General features: G+C 49.7%; 12 protein-coding genes. 1 reads left to right on the top strand and 11 read right to left on the bottom strand.

What is annotated here, in order from left to right; translation table 11 throughout:
• Positions 1-25: 25 nt before the first annotated feature.
• The 7 genes from OCV29_RS05560 to OCV29_RS05530 form a co-directional block, all read right to left on the bottom strand.
• On the bottom strand, positions 26-613 hold the full coding sequence (locus tag OCV29_RS05560; RefSeq protein WP_245796933.1) for a GNAT family N-acetyltransferase: 588 nt from the start codon (positions 611-613) through the stop codon (positions 26-28).
• 277 nt (positions 614-890) lie between these two features.
• The gene (locus OCV29_RS05555) at positions 891-2,855 is read right to left on the bottom strand and encodes a M4 family metallopeptidase (protein ID WP_073604809.1); all 1,965 of its coding nucleotides are present in this window, start codon (positions 2,853-2,855) and stop codon (positions 891-893) included.
• Positions 2,856-3,250: 395 nt separating this feature from the next.
• Entirely contained in the window at positions 3,251-4,255 is a 1,005-nt protein-coding gene (locus tag OCV29_RS05550) for an HlyD family secretion protein (protein WP_073604808.1), read from the bottom strand.
• Between the two features lie 143 nt (positions 4,256-4,398).
• The gene (locus OCV29_RS05545; RefSeq protein WP_073604807.1) at positions 4,399-5,418 is read right to left on the bottom strand and encodes an NADP-dependent oxidoreductase; all 1,020 of its coding nucleotides are present in this window, start codon (positions 5,416-5,418) and stop codon (positions 4,399-4,401) included.
• Between the two features lie 80 nt (positions 5,419-5,498).
• A complete protein-coding gene (locus OCV29_RS05540) occupies positions 5,499-6,182 on the bottom strand; it encodes a hypothetical protein (RefSeq protein ID WP_073604806.1) in 684 nt (227 codons plus the stop codon).
• Positions 6,183-6,197: 15 nt separating this feature from the next.
• Positions 6,198-7,844 (bottom strand): MDR family MFS transporter, encoded by a 1,647-nt coding sequence (locus OCV29_RS05535; RefSeq protein WP_073604805.1) that lies wholly within the window; start codon positions 7,842-7,844, stop codon positions 6,198-6,200.
• A complete protein-coding gene (locus OCV29_RS05530) occupies positions 7,841-11,950 on the bottom strand; it encodes a non-ribosomal peptide synthetase (protein ID WP_217653316.1) in 4,110 nt (1,369 codons plus the stop codon). Before OCV29_RS05530 ends, OCV29_RS05535 begins: the two co-directional genes overlap by 4 nt.
• Before the next feature lie 41 nt (positions 11,951-11,991).
• On the opposite strand from OCV29_RS05530, the gene OCV29_RS05525 reads away from it, so the two are divergent.
• A complete protein-coding gene (locus OCV29_RS05525) occupies positions 11,992-12,156 on the top strand; it encodes a hypothetical protein (protein ID WP_175561573.1) in 165 nt (54 codons plus the stop codon).
• Here OCV29_RS05525 and OCV29_RS05520 read toward each other — a convergent pair.
• The 4 genes from OCV29_RS05520 to OCV29_RS05505 all read right to left on the bottom strand — a co-directional run bounded on the left by OCV29_RS05520 (position 12,122) and on the right by OCV29_RS05505 (position 22,850).
• Positions 12,122-16,972 (bottom strand): type I polyketide synthase, encoded by a 4,851-nt coding sequence (locus tag OCV29_RS05520; protein WP_261887375.1) that lies wholly within the window; start codon positions 16,970-16,972, stop codon positions 12,122-12,124. The genes OCV29_RS05525 and OCV29_RS05520 overlap by 35 nt on opposite strands.
• Entirely contained in the window at positions 16,938-17,645 is a 708-nt protein-coding gene (locus OCV29_RS05515; protein WP_261887374.1) for a polyketide synthase, read from the bottom strand. The genes OCV29_RS05520 and OCV29_RS05515 overlap by 35 nt, the downstream gene beginning before the upstream one ends.
• Positions 17,646-17,796: 151 nt before the next feature.
• Complete coding sequence (locus OCV29_RS05510) at positions 17,797-19,578, bottom strand: non-ribosomal peptide synthetase (protein ID WP_073604803.1); 1,782 nt, start codon at positions 19,576-19,578, stop codon at positions 17,797-17,799.
• A 158-nt stretch (positions 19,579-19,736) separates the two neighbouring features.
• A complete protein-coding gene (locus tag OCV29_RS05505) occupies positions 19,737-22,850 on the bottom strand; it encodes a non-ribosomal peptide synthetase (protein ID WP_073604802.1) in 3,114 nt (1,037 codons plus the stop codon).
• Between the last annotated feature and the right edge of the window lie 645 nt (positions 22,851-23,495).

Below are 23,495 nucleotides of genomic sequence, written 5' to 3'. Positions count from 1 at the left end.
TTAACACTTAGCACAATGCCACATCTCAGGCCGTCACTTTCAGATAAGATTCCGGCGGATGCAAGGCTACCCACTCCTCTCTGAGTACACCATACTTCACTGAATCGTAGTAAGTCCCCTGATAGAAACGTACTTTTCGCAGCCGTGCTTCCTGCTTTAATCCCAGCCTTTCAGCACAGGCCATCATCCGCACATTGCCTGACCATGTTGTCAGCCCGACCCGCTCTATTTCAAGCGTATCAAACAGATAAGAAATCCACGGCACCAGTGCTTTACAACCAATGCCCTGATTCCAGTACACAGAGTCATAAATCACAATTCCGGCCTCCAGCCAACGGGTTACCTCACATTCCCAATAGTAGCTGACTGCTCCGACAGCTTGTCCCTGTACCTCAATCAACAGCATATCTTCTCCCTGCAGAAGCCGCTGAAATGTCCCGGTTTTGAAGCTTGATAACGACGGACGGCTATAACCGAAATACGGCCCGTTAAATTTCGTCCAGGACTCATCCCGGGTCATCAGTTGATATAAGACTTCATATTCAGAAGGAAAGGCCGTTCTCAGAAGAATCGACTCATTTATCAGACAAATACTCATATTTGTTTTTATCATCCATAATAAAAAATCCAGTCCATATGCATACAATATGTATTTATATGAATATACAAGCAAGCAGGCGCACCGGAATCCGGGGGGCCTGCTTGCTTGTATACGACAAAAAACAGAATACAATTATTTCTTTTTCAGATTTATTTTCAATGATTTAAACAAAATCATCATCAGGAACTTGAATGCAATCGATTTCATTTTAAAATCAAATCAGTCAAAAGAAGGCGCTGAGCAGCACCTTCTTTTATCATGAACCATTCAGGATCAGATGACGGATTGACTATTCCAGACTGAGCGTTAAATCAGAATAATATTTGTATCCGAAGATCATGATATAATAGGTTTTCCCTGCATTTGTCTTGATCTGGCAGGACTCCTCATTGCCGGATTTCTGCGGACTGCAGATATTCGATTGTGGTGTGGGTGCTTCATCCACATTGACATACAGATCCGCATCGCCGGTGCCACCAGAAATTTTGACTGTCATGGTTGATCCATCCCCTTTGAATCCATAGTAAAGCTGGGAAGAAAATGGCCCGAATAAATCTGTCACTGATTGTCCACGGGTCAGCATCCGTCCACCAGCAGTGTCACCGGAAGAGTCCGCCGGACCATCGGATGAGTGATCCGAAGAAGAATCAGACGAACTGTCCGGTGATGAATCTGATGAGCTGTCCGATGACCCGGTTGAACCACTGCCTGACTCAGGGAATTGACCATCACAGGAAGCATCGACTCCGACCGTCTTAAAGGCTGCAACTACATCGCTGGTGGCATAATTCAGATCTTTCGCTGCTTTCGTCACCCCGCAGGCTGCTGACTCATAGGTAGCATCCGACGTCCAGTAAAGCTGGTTAGCCACGGCAAAGGCCTGAAAACCTTTCTGAGGGTTCCAGCCGGATCGGTTAGATAAAAGATAATAAGCCCGGTTGTAAACACCGCTGGAATAGTGAACATCCAGTCCCTGATAATAGTCAGATGCGTTATCAATGGAATATCCATCCCGCGACGGCTGATCGAAATAGCGCATGGCATTGCCTGATTTCATAATATCGGAGCCAATATACCAGTCGACTTTATGGCGGATATAATACTCCATCGCCTCCCCGGCAATATCAGAAAAAGCTTCGTTGATACCACCTGACTGTCCGCTGTACACCAGATTGGAGTTTTGCTCGGTAAATCCGTGACTGACCTCATGAGCACTGACGTTGATATCCACCAACGGATAGAGCGAACTGCCCCCATCGCCAAAGTTCATGGTCCGGCCATCCCAAAATGCATTCTCATAATTGCGACCGTAATGAACCCGCATCACCAGCTTAAAGGACAGTGGCGAAGTATTCACCCAGTCCCGATACATTTCTACAATCTTCTGGCCATAATACTGAGCATCATTGATTGGAGAATAACCACCATTGATCTGCTTGTAGTCATTATAATTTCTGCTGTCATCACAGCTGTAGCGGAATGCATCTGACCCGGAAGAGGCACCATTGAGGTTGACGGATTTTACTTCGCTGGTCTCCATCATACAGGTTGACCCCTGTTTGGTAATCCCAAATGAAGACTTATCCTCGCCATACACATATCGCCCGGTTTTCTCATTCCCGCCGGGTCCGCTGCCTTTCGCCTCAATGTGAGTCAGTCCTTCCCAGTGTTTCAGTATCGTACCGGCATCCGCATCGATGAAATAAAACGGACGTTTCGTTTCCCCGCGGGTTACCAAAAAGTCCACCATATACACCAGTTGTGCCTGTCCGTTTTCATTCAGACGGACCATCAGTTTCGCAGATTGTCTCTGCGGATGCGGGGCTGAAAAATACCCGTTTCTGAGCTGATAATCATTCAGGGCAACCGACAACGCCTCCTGACGTGTCACAGCGGGTCTGACAGAAGAAATATCTGCCGCAATCCCTTTGGCCATCATCCCAGAGACTTCACGCCTGCGGTTGTCCTGAGCGGTGGCAACCACAGCGGTATTAAACACAGGCAGGCCGTGATAAGTCTGCTGATAGCGGACTTTCTTTTTCCCGTTGGGTAAGGTTACAGCACTGACTTCGGTGAAGCCGGTTTCTGCCGGTGAAAGGCGCATGACCTTCGGGGCCAGAGCCTGCGCGTTCAAAGCCTGCTCAGATATCGCACTGTCTTCTGCTTTGACCATCTCCGCTGCCGAGACAGGCAGTAAAAAACCGATGCCCATTGCGGCAACCCACCAATGGACGTGATATTGTTTTGTATCCATATATTAATTCCATGAATTCTTATTTTATTAATCTCTGACGATTCAGAAAAATAACACCAAAGCGACATCCCCAAGCGACCTGAAGATGCATGGGTACACATCGCAATAACAACAATTCATGAGTTATAAGCAACAATCCAGCTTATGATAAAAATAAAACAAAACAATTGTTTAAATAATTTTACATTATTTACTTTTCCCGGTGACAGTGTTGAATAGAGACACAAAAAAATAATCTCATAAAATCAATAAAATAAACACTTAAGATTCATTTTATGATAATTATTATTGGCACATTTATATCATCAAAAAACCATGTTTAAATCATTTAAATTAACTAAAAATCATAATACAAACATAAAATATAATAAACTAACCCGAGGATGAGTTTATTATTACGGCCGGGTATCGACCGAAACAACCACAGATAAACCACTATCAAGATGAACGGGATCATTAAATACGATTTTCACCGGAACCCGCTGGACCACTTTGGTGAAATTTCCGGTGGTATTATCCGGTGGCAGCAGCGCAAATGTCGCTCCGGTTGCCGGCGCAATACTGTCGACGGTCGCTTTGAAGGTTTTTTCCGGATAAGCGTCAACGGCAACCTCAACCGGCTGTCCCTTGTGCATATGTGTAATCTGGGTTTCTTTAAAATTTGCCTCAATCCATGGCGGATGCTCTGAAACAAGACTGAGCACAGACTGCCCGGCCTGAATCATCATGCCAACCTGGATATGACGGTTACTCACCACACCATCTGCCGGTGCCGTGATCTGCGTGTAACTCAGCATCAGCTGAGCATGTGACAACGCCGCCTCCGCCTGCTTCACACCCGCTTCTGCGCTGGCTATTTCGCTTGTCAGTAAAACCAGCTTATCCTCTTGCGTTTTCAGCGACGCTTTCGCTTGTTTATATTCAGAATGAGTCACTTTATAAGAGAGTGTGGCATGGTCCATATCACCACCGGAAACATATTTTTGCTTCGATAACTGCCCGGTTCGTTTCAGCTCATGTTCCGCATTGTCGTAACGCGCTTTCGCCGACGCCACATCATTGCGGTGTTCCAGAATGGTGCTCTTCTGCATCGCCAGCGTTGCCCGCGCATTCGCCAGCTCTGCTTTCCTCTGGGCTAACGTTGCCTGAGCCTGCTGCACATTGATCCGGTACGCGCGATCATCGAGCCGGGCCAGAACATCGCCCTGATGAACCCGCTGATTATCCTGAACCAGAGACTGAACAATCTGACCGTTCATCCGGGCACTGACACTGATAATATCCGTATGTGTATACGCATTATCCGTTGACTGAAAATAATGTCCGTAAGCCAGCCAGTATCCCAGACCGGCCAGCGTGACAATAACAAACAGAATGATAACTTTTACAAACAATTTCATACCTTGAAGCCCGCTGCTGAATCCCTAAACTCAGAAATTAAATCTGCTGCTGAACAGGCAGGTCATCGCTGTGACGGCACACAAACCCGGTGACCGGATCACACCAACACGATGCCCTGACTCACACAATGACCTGACTCAGGTTACAGCCTGACCAGTTGCTTACCAAAGTGTTTACCATGCAGCATATCGATAAATGCCTGTGGTGTGCTCTCCAGCCCTTCGGCAATTGTTTCCCGGAATTTAATCGCACCTTTCTGCGCAGCATCAAGCAATACCATCGTGGCCTGCGGATAGTCTTTGAACCAGTCAGTCACAAAGAAAAAACGGCTTTCCGGGGGCTCAGGCAGGCTGGCAAAAAACGAAGACTGGCTGGACACATCAATACAGTCACGCTTGTCATAGTTGGCCGCAACCCCGCACACCGGTACGCGGGCGCCTTCATTTAAAAATCGCGCAACAAATGCCGATACCCGGCCACCAACATTCTCAAAATAAATATCAATGCCCTGCGGGCAGCTTTCCCGCAGCGCCTGACCTAAATCATCTGTTTTATAGTTAATACAAGCGTCAAACCCCAGCTCTTCTACCACATAACGACACTTCTCATCACTCCCGGCCAGACCGACCACGCGGCACCCGGCCTGTTTACCAAGCTGCCCGGCCACAGAACCAACGGCACCGGAAGCGGCTGAAATCACCAGAGTTTCACCGGCTTTCGGCTTGCCAATGCGATCCAGCCCGAAATAAGCCGCCCGTCCCGGCGTACCGGCAACGCCGAGAAATACCGAAGGTTCGAGGTCGGTCTCCGGCAAAACAGAGGTAATAAACATCTGATCGGTGCCTATCCAGTAACGGGCCCATCCGGACACCGCAAACACCTGATCACCGGCTTTAAAGCGCGGATTTCTCGATTCAAGCACCACACCGACCGTTTCTCCCTGCACCATCTCCCCCAGCTTGATCGCTTCCACATAAGAAGGGGCTTCTGCATTGAGTCGCGGACGCACATAAGGGTCGAGAGATAACCACTGATTTTCAACCAGATACTCGCCATCTTTCAGCGGCGGCAATTCACGTTCTTCTAATCTGAAATGTTCCAGTCCGATTTTTCCTTCCGGATAGGAATCCAATACAATTTCTTTATTTTTCAACTGACTCATAACAACCTCTTCTGCTTAATTTTGTCCTGCCGGCACAATCGTTCAGATCATGACAACAGCTGATACCCATGCGACCTGAATCATGCATCTTCTGGCTGCCTCTTTTCTGGTTGCATGTCTTCTGGTTGAACAGGCTTTGATGACCGGGATATCCAGCGATATTTCGGCCAGCGGATGCTGAATGCAATCATGGCAATCGTCAGCGGCCAGCCAGCGATCAGAATCACCGGCGACATGGGTATACTGCCTTCTCTTGAAAGTCCCCACACCACACATGCTTTGATGCAATAGATGACAATCCATACCAGTGACACTTCCTGCCATACCCGGACATACTTTGGCGAACCATAGTGAGGCAGTGTCTTCATCCGCGGCATCGCCTGCTCAGCCAGCGAGCGAATCACCGGACGTCCGGCAAGGGAATAAAAACTGAACACGACCACCACAGACAGCGCCCCGCTTACGGAAAGAAACACGCCTTCCCGGGCCATGCCAGGTACCCGGTAACCTTCCAGATACAGGTAATGGCTCAGACCTGAGACAAGAATCAGGGCAATAATGGAAAGCGAGCCCTGACGATCTCCGCCCTGTCGCCGGCGCCACAGCTCTGCGCCGCCCGAATAGACGGCAGTCACCAGCAGCGCCATGCCCGCCCCCCATACAGCAAAAGCGACATAATATAAAATCAGCGGTACAATGATCATCATCCGGGCTTCACCGGAATTCAGATAATCCCGGACGGTATAGTTCTTCTTTTCTTTCACAACGATTCCTTCTGTTTATGTATTCGGTGTCTGAACCGGGCTGCCGTCATGTTGTTCTTTCCGGGCCACAGGCGCCGGACGACTGAATAACCGGAAATTCCGGTCAGAGACCAGCACCAGCACCGCGGCGCTCGCCATCAGCATCCCCATGATGAAAAACATATCGTTAAACGCCAGAATCTCAGACTGCCGGGCCATTCGGTTGCCTAAAATACCGGCGGCTGTCCCCTGCACTTCAGCGGCGTTCACCGCGACACCATGCCGGTAAAGCAACTCCGTCACATGATGGAGATAGGCGTAATAAGCCTGTTCACCTTCGGCCAGCCGTGTCTTGACTTCGGCCAGATGAACATGAATCCGGGTCACAAAATGTGAACTGAGAATCGCCGTCCCACACGAGCCGCCGATACTGCGCACCACATTGACCAGCACCGCCGAGGAGGTGCCGTCTTCCCGGCGGATATTCTTCGTTGCCAGCAAAGACAGCGGGACCATAATAAACGGCTGCCCAATGGCCCGGACCAGCATTGACCACTTCATCTGTGGCCCGGCAAAACCGGCATCCATGGCACTGTTCATCAAGGCACTGGCCGCCAGCCCGGTAAAACCGATCAGAATCAGGTATTTCACGTTCACCCGGCGCACCAGAATCGGGATAAACGGCAGGATCACCAGCTGGGGAAACCCGAGCCAGATAATCACACGCCCGATTTCTGACGCATTGTAGTCATGCACCATGGTCAGATAATACGGAACCAGAAAGAGTGTGCCATACACGGCGGCTCCCAGAATGGCAAAGAACACCAGTCCGTAAGAGAAGTGATAATCCTTCAGCAGCCGGATATTGACCAACGGCTGCTCATACACCAGCTGGTCATAAATAAAAATCAGGAAGGTCACCGCAGAAATAAAAGTCAGCACACAGATCATGGTGGAATCAAACCAGTATTCCTCGCGCCCTTTTTCCAGCACCACCTCCAGACAGCCCAGACACAGAGACGCCGTTGCAATCCCCAGAAAATCTCCCTGCCGGATGACCTGCCACTGCACCTTCGGGTGCGTGACGGAACCGGCGATCAGTCCCATAGAAATCAGGCCGGGCACCAGATTGATGTAAAAAATAAAGTGCCATGAAAAATGGTCCGTCAGCCAGCCGCCTAATGCCGGACCGAGCGCCGGTGCAAAGGTGGCAATCACACTGAACATCGACATGCCCACCGGTCTTTTTTCCTGTGGCAGAATCTCAATGATCAACCGGAACGACATCGGTATCAGTGCCCCGCCGCAAAACCCCTGCAAGGCACGGAAAATAATCATAGAGTTCAGGCTCCAGGCCATAGAACACAGCAGTGACGTCAGCATGAAACCACCGATACACCATAAGGCATACCGGCCGGTTCCGAAGGCTTTCGACAGCCAGCCACACAAGGGAATCGCCACAATTTCAGCCGTAAAATAGGACGTAATCAGCCAGGAGCTGTCATTCAGGGTGGCAGACAACGCCCCCTGAATCACTTTCATCGACACATTGGTGATCTGAATATCCAGAATCGCCATAAAGCCCCCCATCAGGCCACCGGCAATAATGCACCAGTCTCTGGCCGTTACCGGTGGTGTCTCTTCCGGCCGGGCTGCAACCACCTGTGTTGCGTCACTGCTCATAGCCAGACATTCCTTAAGGTGGCCGCCAGCTGCTCTATATAAGGCGATGTCATCATCGAAATATGATTGCCTTGTGCCGGTAACACGGTCACCGGTTGCGGGGTAAATGTATGCCAGCCCAGTCCCGGTTCAGCATGGCGTATTCTGCCCTCAAGCAGGCTTTCCGCTTCGGCAATCACCACCCGCCCCGGATAAGGACGCCCCGGATAGCGGTCAGTTGCTGCAATATGTGCCCGGAGAATTCTCAGAAAATAACGGAAATGTTCTGCGGTAATATTATCCGGCACCAGCCCGGCCTGCCGGAATTCCTCCAGAAAGCACGCCGCCTGTTGCAATTCCGTCATCGCAGCCAGCGCATCACCGGACAGATGACTTTTCCGGCCGGTAAACAAACCAACTTTATAAGCAAAATAAGCCAGCCGTTCACTTTCTGTCATAGCCAGTGCATCATCAAGCCGGGCCTGTGGCGCGGGCTGATCCAGCACCAGAATATCCGGTGATTTGCCGGTTCGCTCCGCAAACTGCGCCGCCATTTCAAACGCAATCGTCGCCCCGAGCGACCAGCCGCCGATCACCAGACGCGGGGAATGCATCACACTTTCAGCGTCCTTCAGATAATGGGCAGCCAGCTGCGCAATATCATGGTTATAGTCCTGTGTTGTGGCAAACTCAGCCACCTGAATACCGTACACCGAACATTCCGCACCCAGCGCCTCTGCCAGTTTGTTGTAACACATCACGTTTCCGCCTGCCGGATGAACCAGCAAAAAGACCGGACCACCCGCCGGCCCTTCCCGGAGCTGAACCAGTGATGCGGGCTGTTCAGGTTTATCCTGATCCTGTTGATCCAGCCACGCTGACATGGCAGTCACACTGCTGTGCTGAACGAAAACGCCAAGAGACAGTGAACAACCAAACGCTTTGTTGATTTCTATCACCAGCTTCAGAGCGATAATCGAGTTACCACCCAGCGCCATAAAACTTGCCAGCGGGTCCACGGCTGACCGGTTCAGCGCCTGCGCATACAGTGCTGAAACGGTTTGTGCAGTTTCACTGGTTAAATCAACCTTCGCCGGGGTATTGTTCTCTTCTGCCCGTTCAGGTGCCGGTAGTTGGCGGTAGTCCACTTTACCGCTGGCTCCCAAAGGCAGTGCCGGTAAACGAATCAGCTGATCGGGTTGCATGTAATGAGGCAAAACCGACTGTAACTTCATCTCAAGCATGGGCTGCACAGTCTCATCACCACACCAGTAGGCAACCAGTACAGATTCTGTTGCGTCAACCGGAGAAGGCCACTGACAGACCGCTGCCTGCGCGATGCCGGGTATCTGATGCATGGCAGACTCAATCTCAGCCAGCTCCACCCGGAATCCGCGGACTTTACACTGACGATCCAGCCGCCCTAAAAATGCAATGCTGCCATCAGATAACCGCCGTCCCTTATCGCCACTGCGGTACAGTCGCGCCTGTTCAGCCCATGGATGCGGCACAAACCTTTCGGCTGTTTGTGCTGTCAGCCCGGCATAACCCTGGGCCAGCTGAGGGCCGCCAATATAAATTTCTCCGGGAATTCCGTCAGCCACCGGCTGCATTGCTTCATCCAGCAGTAAGATTTCACTGCCGTTCAATGGCTGCCCCACTGGCAAGACATCTCCCCAAAGCTCAGGCAATGAAGACGGCACTTCACAGGCACAGACGCCAACGGCAGATTCGGTCGGACCATAATGATTGACAATCCGGCACGCCGGATTCAGCGAGCGAACCGTCTCAATCAATGAGCGGCGAAGCCGCTCTCCGCCCAGCACAAGCAGCTTGCGGGGCAGGAAATCCTCCGCCCCGGAAGCGGCCAGAAACGCGCCTAAATGTCCGGGCGTGATCTTCATACAATCAAGTGGCTCAGAGGCCAGACAGGCCTGCAACGCCTGCGGGTCTTCCAGTTGCGCCGGGGTAATAATTTCCAGCACGCCCTGTTGTGTCAGTGCCGGGAAGACCATGGTATAGGCCAGATCGGTGGTAAACGCGGAGAACATGCCATAGCGGGCACCCGCGTCCTGATTCAGAACCGGGGCAATCGCCTGACAATAATGGCTTAACTGTGCGTGGCCAATGCACACCCCTTTCGGTGTGCCGGTACTGCCGGAGGTGAACATGATGTACGCCAGTGCATCCGGTGCAATCGCCACCTGCGGATTTGGTAATGATTGCTGTAAATGCCCGTCTTCGCATTCACGGCAATTGATCTGAGCGATGTCGGTTTCCGGGGCAGAGCCGTCAGTCAGTATCACAGTCACTTCCGCCTGTGCCAACATTTGCTGCTGCCGCTGCACCGGCAGTTTGAGGTCGACAGGCACAAAGCAGCCACCGGCTTTGAGCACCGCCAGAACTGCCACCAGGTAATGCTCACTTTTGTCCATAACAATCGCCACCCGATCGCCGCCCTGCAGCCCGTGCGCCAGCAACCGGTGTGCCACGCTGTTCGCCCGGTGGTTCAAAGCCTGATAACTGAGCGTCCGGGATTCACAGCGGACAGCGGTTGCTTCAGGCATCTGCTGCACCTGTTGCTCAAACTGCTGGTGAACCGGCAACTGTGGTGTTTGTTCTGAGGGACGCTTTTCAAGATACCGTTGCTTTTCTGCCTCACTGAGCAGCGATAATCCGGCAATGGTACAGTCCGGTTCATCTGTCATGGCCTGTAAAATCATCTGCAAATGCGTCAGCATCCGCTCAATCGTGTGGGCCTCAAACAGCGCCTTGTTGTAATTCATCGTCAACAACAGGTCATCATCGACTTCTTCCACCCACAGATTGAGATCGACCTTGGCAAAACCATAATCCACTTTCAGTGGCCGGAAGGTAAACCATGGGTTGGCTCTGGCCTGCGGATACACCTGATAACTCAGCACCGCCTGATACAGCGGGTTGACCTGTGGTTCACGCTGATAATGAATCGCATCAAGAATCATATTCAGCGGAATATCCTGGTGCGCGGCCGTGGCTTCACTTTCTTTCTTCGCCGCTTCCAGCACATGCAGCAGGGTATCCCTGCTTTTGACATCAAAGCGCAACGGCAGCGTATTCATAAACAATCCCGGCATCTCTTTGGTTGCCGGATGATTCCGGTTGGCAAACGGCACTCCGACAATCACTTCATTCTGCCCGCTGTATTTGTGCAACATCACCTGATAGGCCGCCAGAATCAGATGAAAAACGGTCGCCTGATGGTGTGCAGCAAAAGACTGCATCCGCTGACAAAAAGCATGATCCAGTAAAATACTGCGCTGACCGCCTGTTGTGGTCATCGTCTGCGGGCGGGGGTGGTCTGTGACCAGCGCAGAGCGTCCACTGGCTCCGGCCAGTCTTTGCTGCCAGAAATCCAGCTCTTTTTGATAAGCGCCGTCGTTGATCCACTGCGCTTCTGCCAGCGCATAATCGGTAAACTGTAATTCATCGGGAGAGACGGCCGGAGTCATGCCGCCCAGCAGCTGAAAATAACTTTCCATCAATCGCTGGAAGAACACATGCACCGTCCAGCCATCGGAAATAATGTGGTGGAAGGTCAGCAGAATGATATAGGTTTTCTCACCGGCCCCGAGTAATTTGTAATCCAGTAGCGGGCCTTTCTCCAGATCAAAGGTCTGATGGCAGGACGCTTTCGCCTGCGCGCGGATATAGGCATCGAGCGCCGGGCCGGACAAGTGAGAAATATCTTCATACTGAAATGGCGTCCCGATGGCTGCCGACACCTGCTGACGTATCTCGCCATCCTGTAAGTGAAATGTTGTACGCAAAATATCATAGCGCTGTATCAGAAACTGAAATGCACGCTTCATGACTGCGGCATCAAGCGGTTGTTTCATTTCACAGCGAATTGCCACCGGATTGTTATACGCTCTGCGATCATCGAGATACTGATCAAGAATCCAGAGGCTTTGCTGCGCATTCGAAAGCGGGAAGGAAACCCGCTGCGGGTCCGGACAACGGGTTACCGAACGCAGCGGGCTGTGTTCAGCACTGGCTGAGCCATCGCGTTCTTTTCGCTTGCGGGCCATTTTTTTCAGTGCTTCCAGGCCACCTGATTTAAGAATATCCTGAAGATTCTGGGACACAATTGTTCCCCCCTCTTTTATTAATGATGAGCATAATTATTATGAAAATAATTATTGTGAGAATCATTCTGATGAGAATCATTCATAAACGGGATGTGCCTGTCCGGCAGATGACAAGCCGGACATATCGCCAGAATCAGCCAGACAGGCACGGGCTTATTGCTTTTGCTGCTAATCAGCCAGCAGAGATTCAAATTCAGCCATGATCAGATTGGCCAGGCCTTTGACCGTTTGATCCTGATAGAACAGGTCAACCCGGATATCGACTTCAAAAATCGCAGAGACTTTCGATACGACCTGCACCGCAAGCAGAGAGTTCCCGCCCAGCTCAACAAAGTTATCGTTCACGCCGATGCCGTTAATCCCCAGCGTGGACTGCCAGACTTTGGCGATCTCTTTTTCGATATCATTGTCGGGTGCCACATAAGCCACCGATAATTCAGGCCGTTCATAGCCGGACATTGCTGCCTCATCTGCGACGCTGACATCCTCTTCCTGCTCCGGAATCGCCTCTTCAATCAACTGATGTAAATCACTGGTCACCACCACCAGCTGGCTGAATTCCAGATGAGAGAGCTGACGTTTCAGTGCATCAGTGCCTTCAAAGAACAGAATATCTTTATCCGATAAATCAACCTTCACAGCCTGCGGACGGGCCGGAGCAGACGATTCATCGACCTGATTGTCAGCCCGCATTTTGACCATGGTGTAATTTTCCACAATCACGATCGGACGACTTTCTGCCCCGCCATTTTCAGCGGCAAAGAACACAATATCCATCACGACGGTATTGTCTGTCTGCTGATAAGGCTGCTTGTATTTCACGTGGACGTGAGTCGCCTCTTCCAGTGACCCCAGCACGGAAATAGTGCCGTAACTCAGAGGCAGGAAATTATCTTCAGAGGTTTTGAAAATACAGCGGATGGAAACCGCATCCATCATGGCCGGATGCAGCGGGAAGCGCTGAAAATCATCCCGGAATTGCTCCGGCAATCCAACCCGCATCAACCATTCATGATTTCCCTGATACACATCACTGTGGCTGTTCCAGCGTTCACCGAGCGTCAGGAAGACTTCACCGGTAATCTGGTTGGCAAAATCCTTCGCCATCGAGGTCACTTCAACCGGCTGTGTACAGCGATCCTGAAGAGTGGACAGAGATTCAATCACCACACTGGTTTCACCCGCTGTTTTCATCGATCCCATCGCATGATCCTGCCATGTCATTTCAAGAACACCCCGGCTTCTGAGGCTGAATGAATAGCCCTGACCATCCGGTTCAACAAACAGACACAGTAAACGCGGCCAGGATTTGTGGTAAATCACCGGTGATGCTAACAACAGGTTTTTCACCTGGAGTGATGCATCCGGTTTAAAGACCGTCATGTATTCATTCAGGATTGAGAGAATCGATGTTCCGACCAGTGTCGGCTGCTCAATCAAACGGTGCTCGCTCAGTACCCAATCCTGATGCGGATCGAGATTCACCTGATACATTTCCTGCATCCCTTTGCGATCCATCAGGGTCAGCAAATCGCCTTCGGGGGCAGCCACACCATTTTGTTTCTCTTTTTCTTTATCTTTTTCGACCATGATTTTGGTCCAGCGAACCGCCATGCCCACATCACCCCATTTACCCCAGTTCAGCGACACGGTACGGCCCGGTCTGTGCTGATTGCGGTACTGAGCGAAAGTATCCATAAAGGCATTGCCTGCACAGTAGTCGATCCGCGCTTCATCAGACACAATCGCTGAAATTGAGGAGAACAGGATAAAGAATTCCGGTGCATGTTTTTTGGTCAGCGCATCGAGAATTAATGCACCCTGAACTTTCGGATCCAGCACCATGGCACACTCTTCATCTTTTTTGAACGGAATGATACCGCCACCGGCAATCCCCGCCGTGTGGAATATGCCATCAATCCGGGAGAAGCCGGATAACGCCTGACTCATTGCTTCATAATCACAGACATCTGCTTCCACCAGATGAACTGTATTGCCGTTCTCTTCCAGTTGCAGAATCCCCGCCAGTTTTTCGCTGATCGGATCATCAACCGGATGCGTTTCCAGCCAGGATTGCCATGCATCACGTTGTGGTAAGGGTGAGCGGTAAAGCAGAATCAACCCGGCTTTACTGCGCCCGGCAATATGCTTGGCGACCAGCATGCCCAGACCGCCTAATCCCCCGGTGATCAAATAGGTGCAGTCATCACTGAAGCTGGCTGGCATGCCTTGTTGACCGCTTTCCAGATGAACCGCCTGATAGTCTTCTTCCCAGCGGAAACCACCCCGGTAAGCAATATGTTCACTGTCTGAGTGAATATGGGCTTCGGCAATCAGATGGGTTGCAATGGCTTTCGGGTTGAACGAACCGGAGAGATCCACATCGACCAGATGGCTCTGAACATCACCGTATTCATGATAAAACACCCGTGATGGCCCCATCAGCAACGCTTTTTCCGGTGACAGAATCGGTTCTCCGGCCACACTGACCACATTGCTGGCAACAAAGACCAGATGCAAACCTTCCAGCAGATTCTGGCCGATCAGCGCCTGTTGCAGATACAACGGACCATAGAAGCCATCCTGTTGTAACTCATCTCTTGACTGTGTTCCGTCAAAATCAATCGTCTTCGTCCCGGTATTCCACAGATGCAGAATGCGGGTGGGCAGCAGGCCAGTGTCTTTGATTGCTTTGAGCATCCGGACATAATCTTCCCGCTCAGACGGATTGATGATGATACAGTTCTGAGAATCATCAACATGAAAACTGTCCCCTTTCATCACCGCGAAGACCGTCTGACCGGATTCCGTCAGCTGATGTTTCACTTCCGCAGCAATGCCGTGCTCATCAGCAAAGACAACCCAGCACGTTTCACTGGCTTCCTCTTTCGCAGCCCGCTGTTTTTCAGGAATAAACTGAGCCGGTACGGTCCGCCGCCATGCAGGCATATAGAACCAGTCACCAATATCAGCTTTCTTCTGTTTACGCAGATTCAGCGCCTCGGCATCACTGCCACTGACACCACTGGAGCGAACAGGCGGCAGCGCAAATGTTTTCCGTTCAAACGGATAACCCGGTAAAGGCAGACGATGACGCACTTCGCCTGTATAGAGTTTTTCCCACGGCACCGCCAGACCACTGGCCCACAGTGACCCAAAGGTATTGAGCAAATACGTACCGGAAATATCTGCATCTTTGGCTGTCGGCAAAGAAGAGTAGATCACCGGCATTTCTCCGTCATCGGCACGGAAATGCTGTTTTCCGGCAGATTCCAGAGAGCGGCCTGGGCCGACTTCCAGACAAATATACCGGGCCGGAGAATCCTGCATCAGCGTCCTGAATGCATGAGAGAACAGCACGGGTTTGCGGACGTGTTGTACCCAGTAATCTGCGTCGGTCGCCAGTTCATCCGTGATCCAGTCACCGGTGACGGAAGACACGAACGGAATTTTCGGATGGTGTAATTCAACCCCATCGATGAACTGTTTAAATTCAGGCAGCACGGGTTCCATCATGTACGAGTGGAAACCATGTGAGGTATCAAGGTGTTTACAGAAAATCGCATCGTCCTCAATTTCACGCTGGAAGGCTGCGATTTCTTCATCATTGCCCGCCACAACGCATAATTCAGGATAATTGACGGCTGCAATCTCAATCCGGGTGTCTTTCAGACGGGCTTTCAATTGTGCTTCATCCATCATGACGGCCAGCATGGAACCGGATGGTAATGACTGCACCAGTTTGCCACGCACTGCCACAGCCCGCAGGGCATCATCCAGCGAGAAAACTTCAGCAATACAGGCAGCAACATACTCACCCACACTATGACCAATCATGATGTCGGGTTTGATGCCCCAGGACATCCATAACTGTGCCAGACAATACTCAATCACAAACAGCGCAGGCTGAGTAAACTGAGTTTCGTTCAGTCTCGGTGCATTGTCTGTCCCGGCAGAGAAAATCACCGGTTTAATGTCACACGCCAGAATCGGCCGGAGAATGTCACAGCACTGATCCATCGCCTCACGGAAGACCGGATAAGTGTTGTACAGATCTTTAGCCATATCCGGATACTGGTTACCCTGACCGGGGAACATAAATACCAGCGATTTTTTCTGTTTCCCGTCACGGGTCAGAATCGCCGATGGCTGCATCAGTTTTTCCAGCAGCGCTTCGCGGTTACTGCCAATCACCACCGATGAAAAATCAAACTGCTGACGACCGGTCTGTAACGTATACGCTACATCAGCCAGTGAGACATCGTCATGATTTTCCAGATAGCTGTGCAGGCGTTTTTTCATCGCTTCAACTGCGCTGCGGCTTTTGGCCGAAAACGGCAACACCAGCGGTGCATGGTGCGGGTCACTTTCTGCCTGAACCGGCGGAGTTTCCAGAATCACACACCCGTTTGTTCCGCCCACACCAAATGAATTCACCAGTGCATTGACAGGTTTACCGTCATTCTCCAGCGGGCTCAGTGCCGTATTCATATAAAACGGACTGCTTTCAAACTCAATATTGGGGTTCGGTGACAGATAGTGCAAAGAAGCGGGTAACTGCCCGGTTTTCAGTGCTTTCGCTGCTTTGATCATACTGGCCATCGCAGAAGCCGCATCGGTATGGCCGATATTGGTTTTGACTGATCCTAACCGGCAGAACTGTTTTTTGTCCGTAAAGCTCTGGAACGTTTGTGTCAGCGACGTGAATTCAATCGGATCGCCCAGTGCGGTCGCCGTTCCATGCGCTTCGACGAAACGGATATCCTCAGCATTGATACCGGCATTTTCAATCGCACGTTTTGCCACGGCAATCTGCCCTTCAATACTCGGTGCGGTATAACCTGCCTTCAAATTTCCGTCATTGTTGATTGCACCGCCTTTAATCACCGCATGGATGTGGTCTCCGTCACGAATGGCATCTTTCAGACGCTTCAGCAGCACCACCCCCACACCACGGCTGAAGACCGTTCCGTTTGCGCGTGAATCAAATGCATAACAGCGGCCATCCGCAGACTCCATCCCCCCCCTGCATATATTGATATCCCTTACGTTCAGGAGTATCAACAGACACACCACCGGCAACCACCATGTCACTCTCGCCACTCAGCAGGCTGTTGATCCCAAGCACCGTTGCCACCATTGCGGTCGAACAGGCACTTTGTACATTCACACTGGGACCGTTGAGATTCAGCTTGTAAGAAACGCGGGTCGTCACATAGTCTTTATCATTGTTGGTCACAATCGATGCACCGCTGGCATACTGCTGCACATCCGGATGGGTATTGGCTTTATTCAGGTGCCAGGCGGTGCCGGTGCCGCCAAACACACCCACACGTCCCTGATACTGGCCGGGGATATAACCGGCGTCTTCAAACGCATGCCAGCTACTTTCTAAAAACAGCCGGTGTTGCGGATCCATAATTTCTGCATCGCGCGGCGTGATATCGAAGAAATGCGCATCAAAATCCTGAGCTGTGCCTAATATGCCACGGCGACGAATATAATTCGGAGAGGCGATCTGTTCTTCAGTAATTCCTGAAGCGCGTAATTCTTCATCTGTAAAAGTGCTGATTGTTTCCAGCCCTTCTAATAAATTATTCCAGAAGGTATCAATATCATCTGCACCAGGAAAACGTCCTGACATACCAATAATCGCAATATCCTGCTCACGAAATTCTGTTTGGTTTTTCATAACCTGCCTCATTGTTTTTAATACAATTAGTTTTTATTTAATACAATTAGTTTTTATTAAAAGAACCAGTTTGTATTTAAAAAATTAAAAACCTGCACCACCTTCTTTATAAAAAAGAAAATGAATAATTTGTTGAATTGAATAAAATTAATTATGACTGTGTTTTAAACTTGTCGTTAATTACCTGACTAATCAGCTGAACTGTTGGATATTGAAATAAATCCATAATCGAAATAGGAATATCCAGATCCTTTTTTAATCGCCGGTGAACTTTAGACATTAATAGTGAATTACCACCGGCATCAAAAAAATTCTCATCTGATGCAATTTGTTTTACATTCAATACCTGACGCCAGATATTCATCACCTGTTCTTCTGTATTTTCACGTAATTCAGTGTTGTTGTTTGCCATAGGTTGGTCATCTTCCTGTTTTTGGGTTAATAGAGCGGTTTGATCGATTTTTCCATTCGGCAGTGTTGGCATGGTTTCCAACGCAATAAAAACCGATGGCACCATAAAAAAGGGGAGTCGTCCGGACAACGCCAGCTTCAGCGCCTGTACCGTCACAGCCTCGCCCTCAGCAGGCACGTAATAAGCGCTCAGATAAGGGTTCTGACTGGCTTCGTGTGTCGAGAGAATGACCGCTGCATGCCTCACTTGCGGCAGACTTTGCAGCGTGTTGCTGATTTCATCCAGCTCAATCCGGTGCCCGCGGATTTTCACCTGATTATCCACCCGGCCATGAAATTCCAGCACACCGTCCGGGCGCTGTCTCACCCGGTCACCTGTCCGGTACATCACCGGGCCGTCTTCGGGCACAGTGCGGTTCGGTATAAAGCGCGTCTCTGTCAGCTCAGGCTGATACAGGTATCCTCTGGCCAGCAAATCACCGCTCAGATACAACTCCCCGCATTCCCCCTCACGGACCAGGTTCATCTGCTCGTCCAACACATACACACTGGCATGAGTCAGCGGTTGCCCGATGGGAACAATCGTTTCATCTTCTCCCTGTTCACATCGATACCAGCAAGCATAAATCGTGGCTTCTGTCGGACCATACAGGTTATAAATCTGCCCGGAAAACTGAGCGGCTAAATCATCCACCAATGCCTGATTCAGCGCTTCGCCGCCAGAAATAAGACACCTTAATGACAAGCACTCAATCAGCACCTTCGCATCTGCGATCACCCGTAACGCCGTCGGTACAAACTGCGCAACCGTGACTTCATGCCGCTGAATAAACGCTGAAATCAGGGCCGGATCGTATTTCATTTCTTCGGGAATCAACGCACAACTGGCCCCCGAAATCAGCGGCAGAAAAATCTCCCATACCGAAATATCAAAACTGAATGTCGACTGACTGAGCACACAGTCCTGCGCATCCGGCTGAAAAGTACTTTTCATCCAGTGCAGATAGTTCACAACGGTGCGGTGACTAATCATCACGCCCTTCGGCACACCGGTCGAGCCCGAGGTGTACATCACATAGCACAGTGTGCTGTCATCAATTTCCGGCAGTGTGGCAGTCGTCACCTGACCGGGAATGACCTGACGGACATTCATCACCTCACACGTACAGCGGATACCCGCAACCGATGTAATATCGTCCGTGACCAGCAGCCGGGTACGGGAGTGACGAATCATATAAGTCAGCCGTTCCCGCGGATAATAGGGATCCAGCGGCAGATAACAGGCACCTGCTTTTAAAATTCCCATTAAGGTGATAATTAACTGAATACCACGATTCAGAGAAACACCGATAATATCTCCCGGCTGAACACCCCGGTGAATTAATTCATATGCGAGATCATTGGACCGGCATTCTAATTGTTCATAAGTCATCTCTTCATAATCAGACTTCAGTGCAATATTTCCGGGGGTCCTTTTATATTGCTTCATAAATTCATGATGAATTAATTTCTTCGGGCACATAGCTCCTCCTGAGCCTGAAAAATTAATTTTCAGGCTTGCCTTTTTATTCTGTCTGTCTTTAATAAATGATTTATATTTATGACGCTGTATTGACTGGCAGAAGCAAAAAATACAGTGCGTCTTTATCCGGATTTAAATCAAAGGACCAGTTCTGAACATCAGAGCCGGACTAACATCATTTGATATTTATCCAGTAATACATCAATCTGCTGCCGGCTGAATAATCCGGGGCGATAATGCAAAGTGAGTGACATCTCTTTTCCGTCATTGACCGTTAAGGCTAAGTCAAACCGGACATAATCCGCGTTCATCGCTTTCACCGTGAACTGACATTCACCCACGTTTTCTGCAGCCGGCATCGCCGATAAGAAGTTAAAGCCCACCGGCACCCTGACCTGCGATTCAATCTCTGCCTGACGGCTTTCCTGGATCACAGCGTCATAAGGCAGCGACAAATGATCCATCAGTGCATAAATCCGGCGCTTGTTTTTTGTCAGCCTTGTCATCAGCGGTTCTGTTGCATCTGCCGGATCAAAATAAGTAATGAGATTGACAAAACAACCCGTTAATGACGATGGTTCATACTGCATCCGGGTCGAGACAGGAATACCAACAGGCACCTGCCGGTAAGGTGTTTCCTGCTCAAGCAGGCGATTGAATGCCGTCAGCATCAGTACAAATGGTGAGGTTTGCTGCGCTCTCGCCGCCTGATGAATATGTGCTGTCACCGCTGAAGTCAGCACCTGTTCCGTGTAGGGCCCTTCCTGATCGCCGTACACCTGAAAACCGGATGCGTCCGCACCATGACGTACATAGTCCTGCAAAGTATGCCGCCAGAATGCTTTCTCCTGCGCTTCATCACCGGGCTGATGCATCTGCTGCCAGTGGCTGTAATCTGCATAGGTTACGGATTCAGCCGGTAACGTGCTGGCATCTCCGGCCAGAATACGGCGATACTGCCGGATAAACTGCTGATAAAACAACGCAATTGAGTCATGGTCAAACACGGCATGATGCACCCGAATCACAAATACATGGTCTGAGCACTCATCTGAAATCAGATCAATCTGTATCAGGGGTGTTTCTTCCAAATCCATCTGACACGGTGGCAGCAGCGCCAGCAAATCATGATCACTCAGCCCGGATAACGGGCCGGGAACCATCGACGCGCTGTGGCGCCGAACTGCAATCTCTTCAACCCGGTATGCCCCTTCAAAACATAATTCCTCATCCAGATCAAAACGGCTTCTCAGCACCGGATTTGCCCTCAGTACCTGTTGCAGGCTGTCGATCAGGCCATCGATATCCGCTTCGCCTTTGACACTCATTTTGAAAGGAATCTGATAAGTGGCAGGTTCAGCACTGATTTGATCCAGCGTGATGAAGTATCGTTGCTGTGAGGACAACAGAGCACCACGTTCGGATGACCCGGCACCGGCAGAAAGCGCGGGATGATCACGGCTTTCACCTTGCCCGTCCTCAGCCGGTTCATCTTCATCATCGCAACTGTAATAAGGCACAATTGTTGCCAGCTCACGCGGCGTCGGATGCTCAGCAAACAGCCCGTAGTCAATATTGCAATACAAACGTAAACGGATCAGCTGGCGGATTTTCATCGCCTGCAGCGAAGAACCACCGAGGTCGAAAAAGTTATCTTTACTGCCCAGCCCCGAGAACTGCAATACCTCTTCCCAGATATCAATCAGCTCTCTTTCCAGATCATTCTGCGCAACTTCACAATCGTAACCAAGCTGTGGTCGCAACGGACAGGGGGCAGGTAAGCGTTTACTGTCCAGTTTGCCGTTCGGCAGTTTGGGAAGCTGGCTGATGTAAATAAAGTGGGCAGGAATCATCACATCCGGCAGATACGCCCGCAAAAAGTTGCGCAGCTCTCTGACCGTGGCCTGCGTTTCCGGCTGTACCAGATAAGCGACTAACTGTGTTTGCCCTCCCGGTCCCCCGGTTGTTTTCACAACGGCCTGTGTCACCCCCGGATAATTGAGTAAAACGGCTTCCGTTTCTCCGGGTTCAATCCGCACCCCTCCAATCTTAATCTGGTGATCTTTCCGGCCCAAACAGATCAGTTGCCCGTCGACAATCTGACCCAGATCGCCGGTACGGTGGCCTCTGAAATGTCCGGCCTCAAAGAAACGCTGCCGGGTTAAATCTTTCCGGTGCCAGTATCCGCGTGCAACACCGGGACCAATAATGCAGATTTCACCGGTTTCACCATCAGCGACAGGCTGGCCATCTTCATCCAGAATCATGATCTCTGAACCGGCAATCGCCTGACCTATGGTCACAGGTGCTAACGCTTTCAGCTCAGCATACGACCCGTTCGCCGTTGTCTCTGTCGGTCCATACAGATTGAATACGCGCATACCGGGTGACTGAGCAAACGTCCGCGCTTTGAGTTCTGCCGGAACAGGCTCACCAGAGAGATAAAGCGTTTTGGGCAGCGCCAGTGATCCCTGATCCCCGGCAGACTGATAATAACGTAAGATTTCATCCCAAACCGTTGGCACGCAATACAAAGCGGCACCGGGCACCTGTGCAAACCAGCGACACAGCATATCCGGCTGATGGAGAATCTGATCCGGTAACATATGCAGCGTATCACCTCTTAGTAATGGCGCATATAATTGTGCCACGGCCGCGGCAAAACTGAGTGAAGACGTCAATGGTAAAACCGGACGAGTCTTTTCCCATAGTTCCTGATTAAACCAGTGTACATAATAATTCAGACACGCATGTTCGATTGCCACACCTTTCGGTATTCCGGTCGAACCAGACGTATATAAAATATAAGCCAGTTCGTTTCCGTTTAATTCAGGAAACTTTACAGAATAATCAGAATTAAATATTTGACGATTCGTTATATCTAAATGCTGAATATTATATTTACCGAGATGCTTTTCTTTAATTAATTCTTGTGTTGATATCATTAAAAAAGCAGCCGAGTCATTAATAATCGATTTAATTCTTTCCGGCGGATGAAAATATGACAAAGGCACATAAGCACATCCGGACTTCATAATACCAAGTAGCACCACAGGTAACATCACATCGGCCTGAAGATATACAGCGACGCGTCCTCCCTGAGACTGAGGATAATGCGCAATAATATAAGATGCCAGTCGATCTGATAATTCTTCAAGTTTTCTGTAAGTGAGCGTCTGACCATTCAATTCAACAGCTATTTTATCCGGGTTATTTAATACCCTGTCAGAAATAACATTAAATATAGGTTTTCTATACTGTAAGTAATCCATCTTCAACCACATATCCAGCTGACACAATTAAGGTAATATTAGGACCACACGGTACTTTTATTAGTTCATTTCCAAATATACAAACTTAAGATTTCATTTATCTGCAAGGAACTTTTATTTAAATTAATAATAATCAGAAGAAATAATAGCTAAAAATAAACATATTAGCTCAAAATATATTTTATATAAAAAAACACTTTTCATATCATCATGATAATGATCTTTTAATTTTATTAATTCATTTCACTGATGGCTCAGGCATTATTTTTAATGTTTCATTTATCATTAAATCGCTGTTTCACCCGAAAAAAAATTTATTTTTTTTTTGTTTTATCTCCAGACAACCTGAACAGGGTGACAAGACCGGGCTCAACCGGCACCAGCAAATCTGTTTTTTTTATCACCAAAAACACCAGAGAACATGACATGGACGACATATCCCGGCATTCGGTCACGATAAATGCCCGGTATCACAACTTTCACTTTCTTTTTCAGAAAAAACTGACAAATGATACCAAACTGATACCGCTCATTTTTTCATCTGCTACTATATTGATATTAAACACAACGAAACAACCCGCATCACATCCGGATATGATGCAGGTTGGTTGAAAAGAATGGCTTTAAAATGAATCACTTTAAAAT

This window comes from Vibrio aerogenes (assembly GCF_024346755.1).
GTDB lineage: Bacteria > Pseudomonadota > Gammaproteobacteria > Enterobacterales > Vibrionaceae > Vibrio > Vibrio aerogenes.
This window is presented reverse-complemented; position numbering and strand designations above follow the sequence as displayed.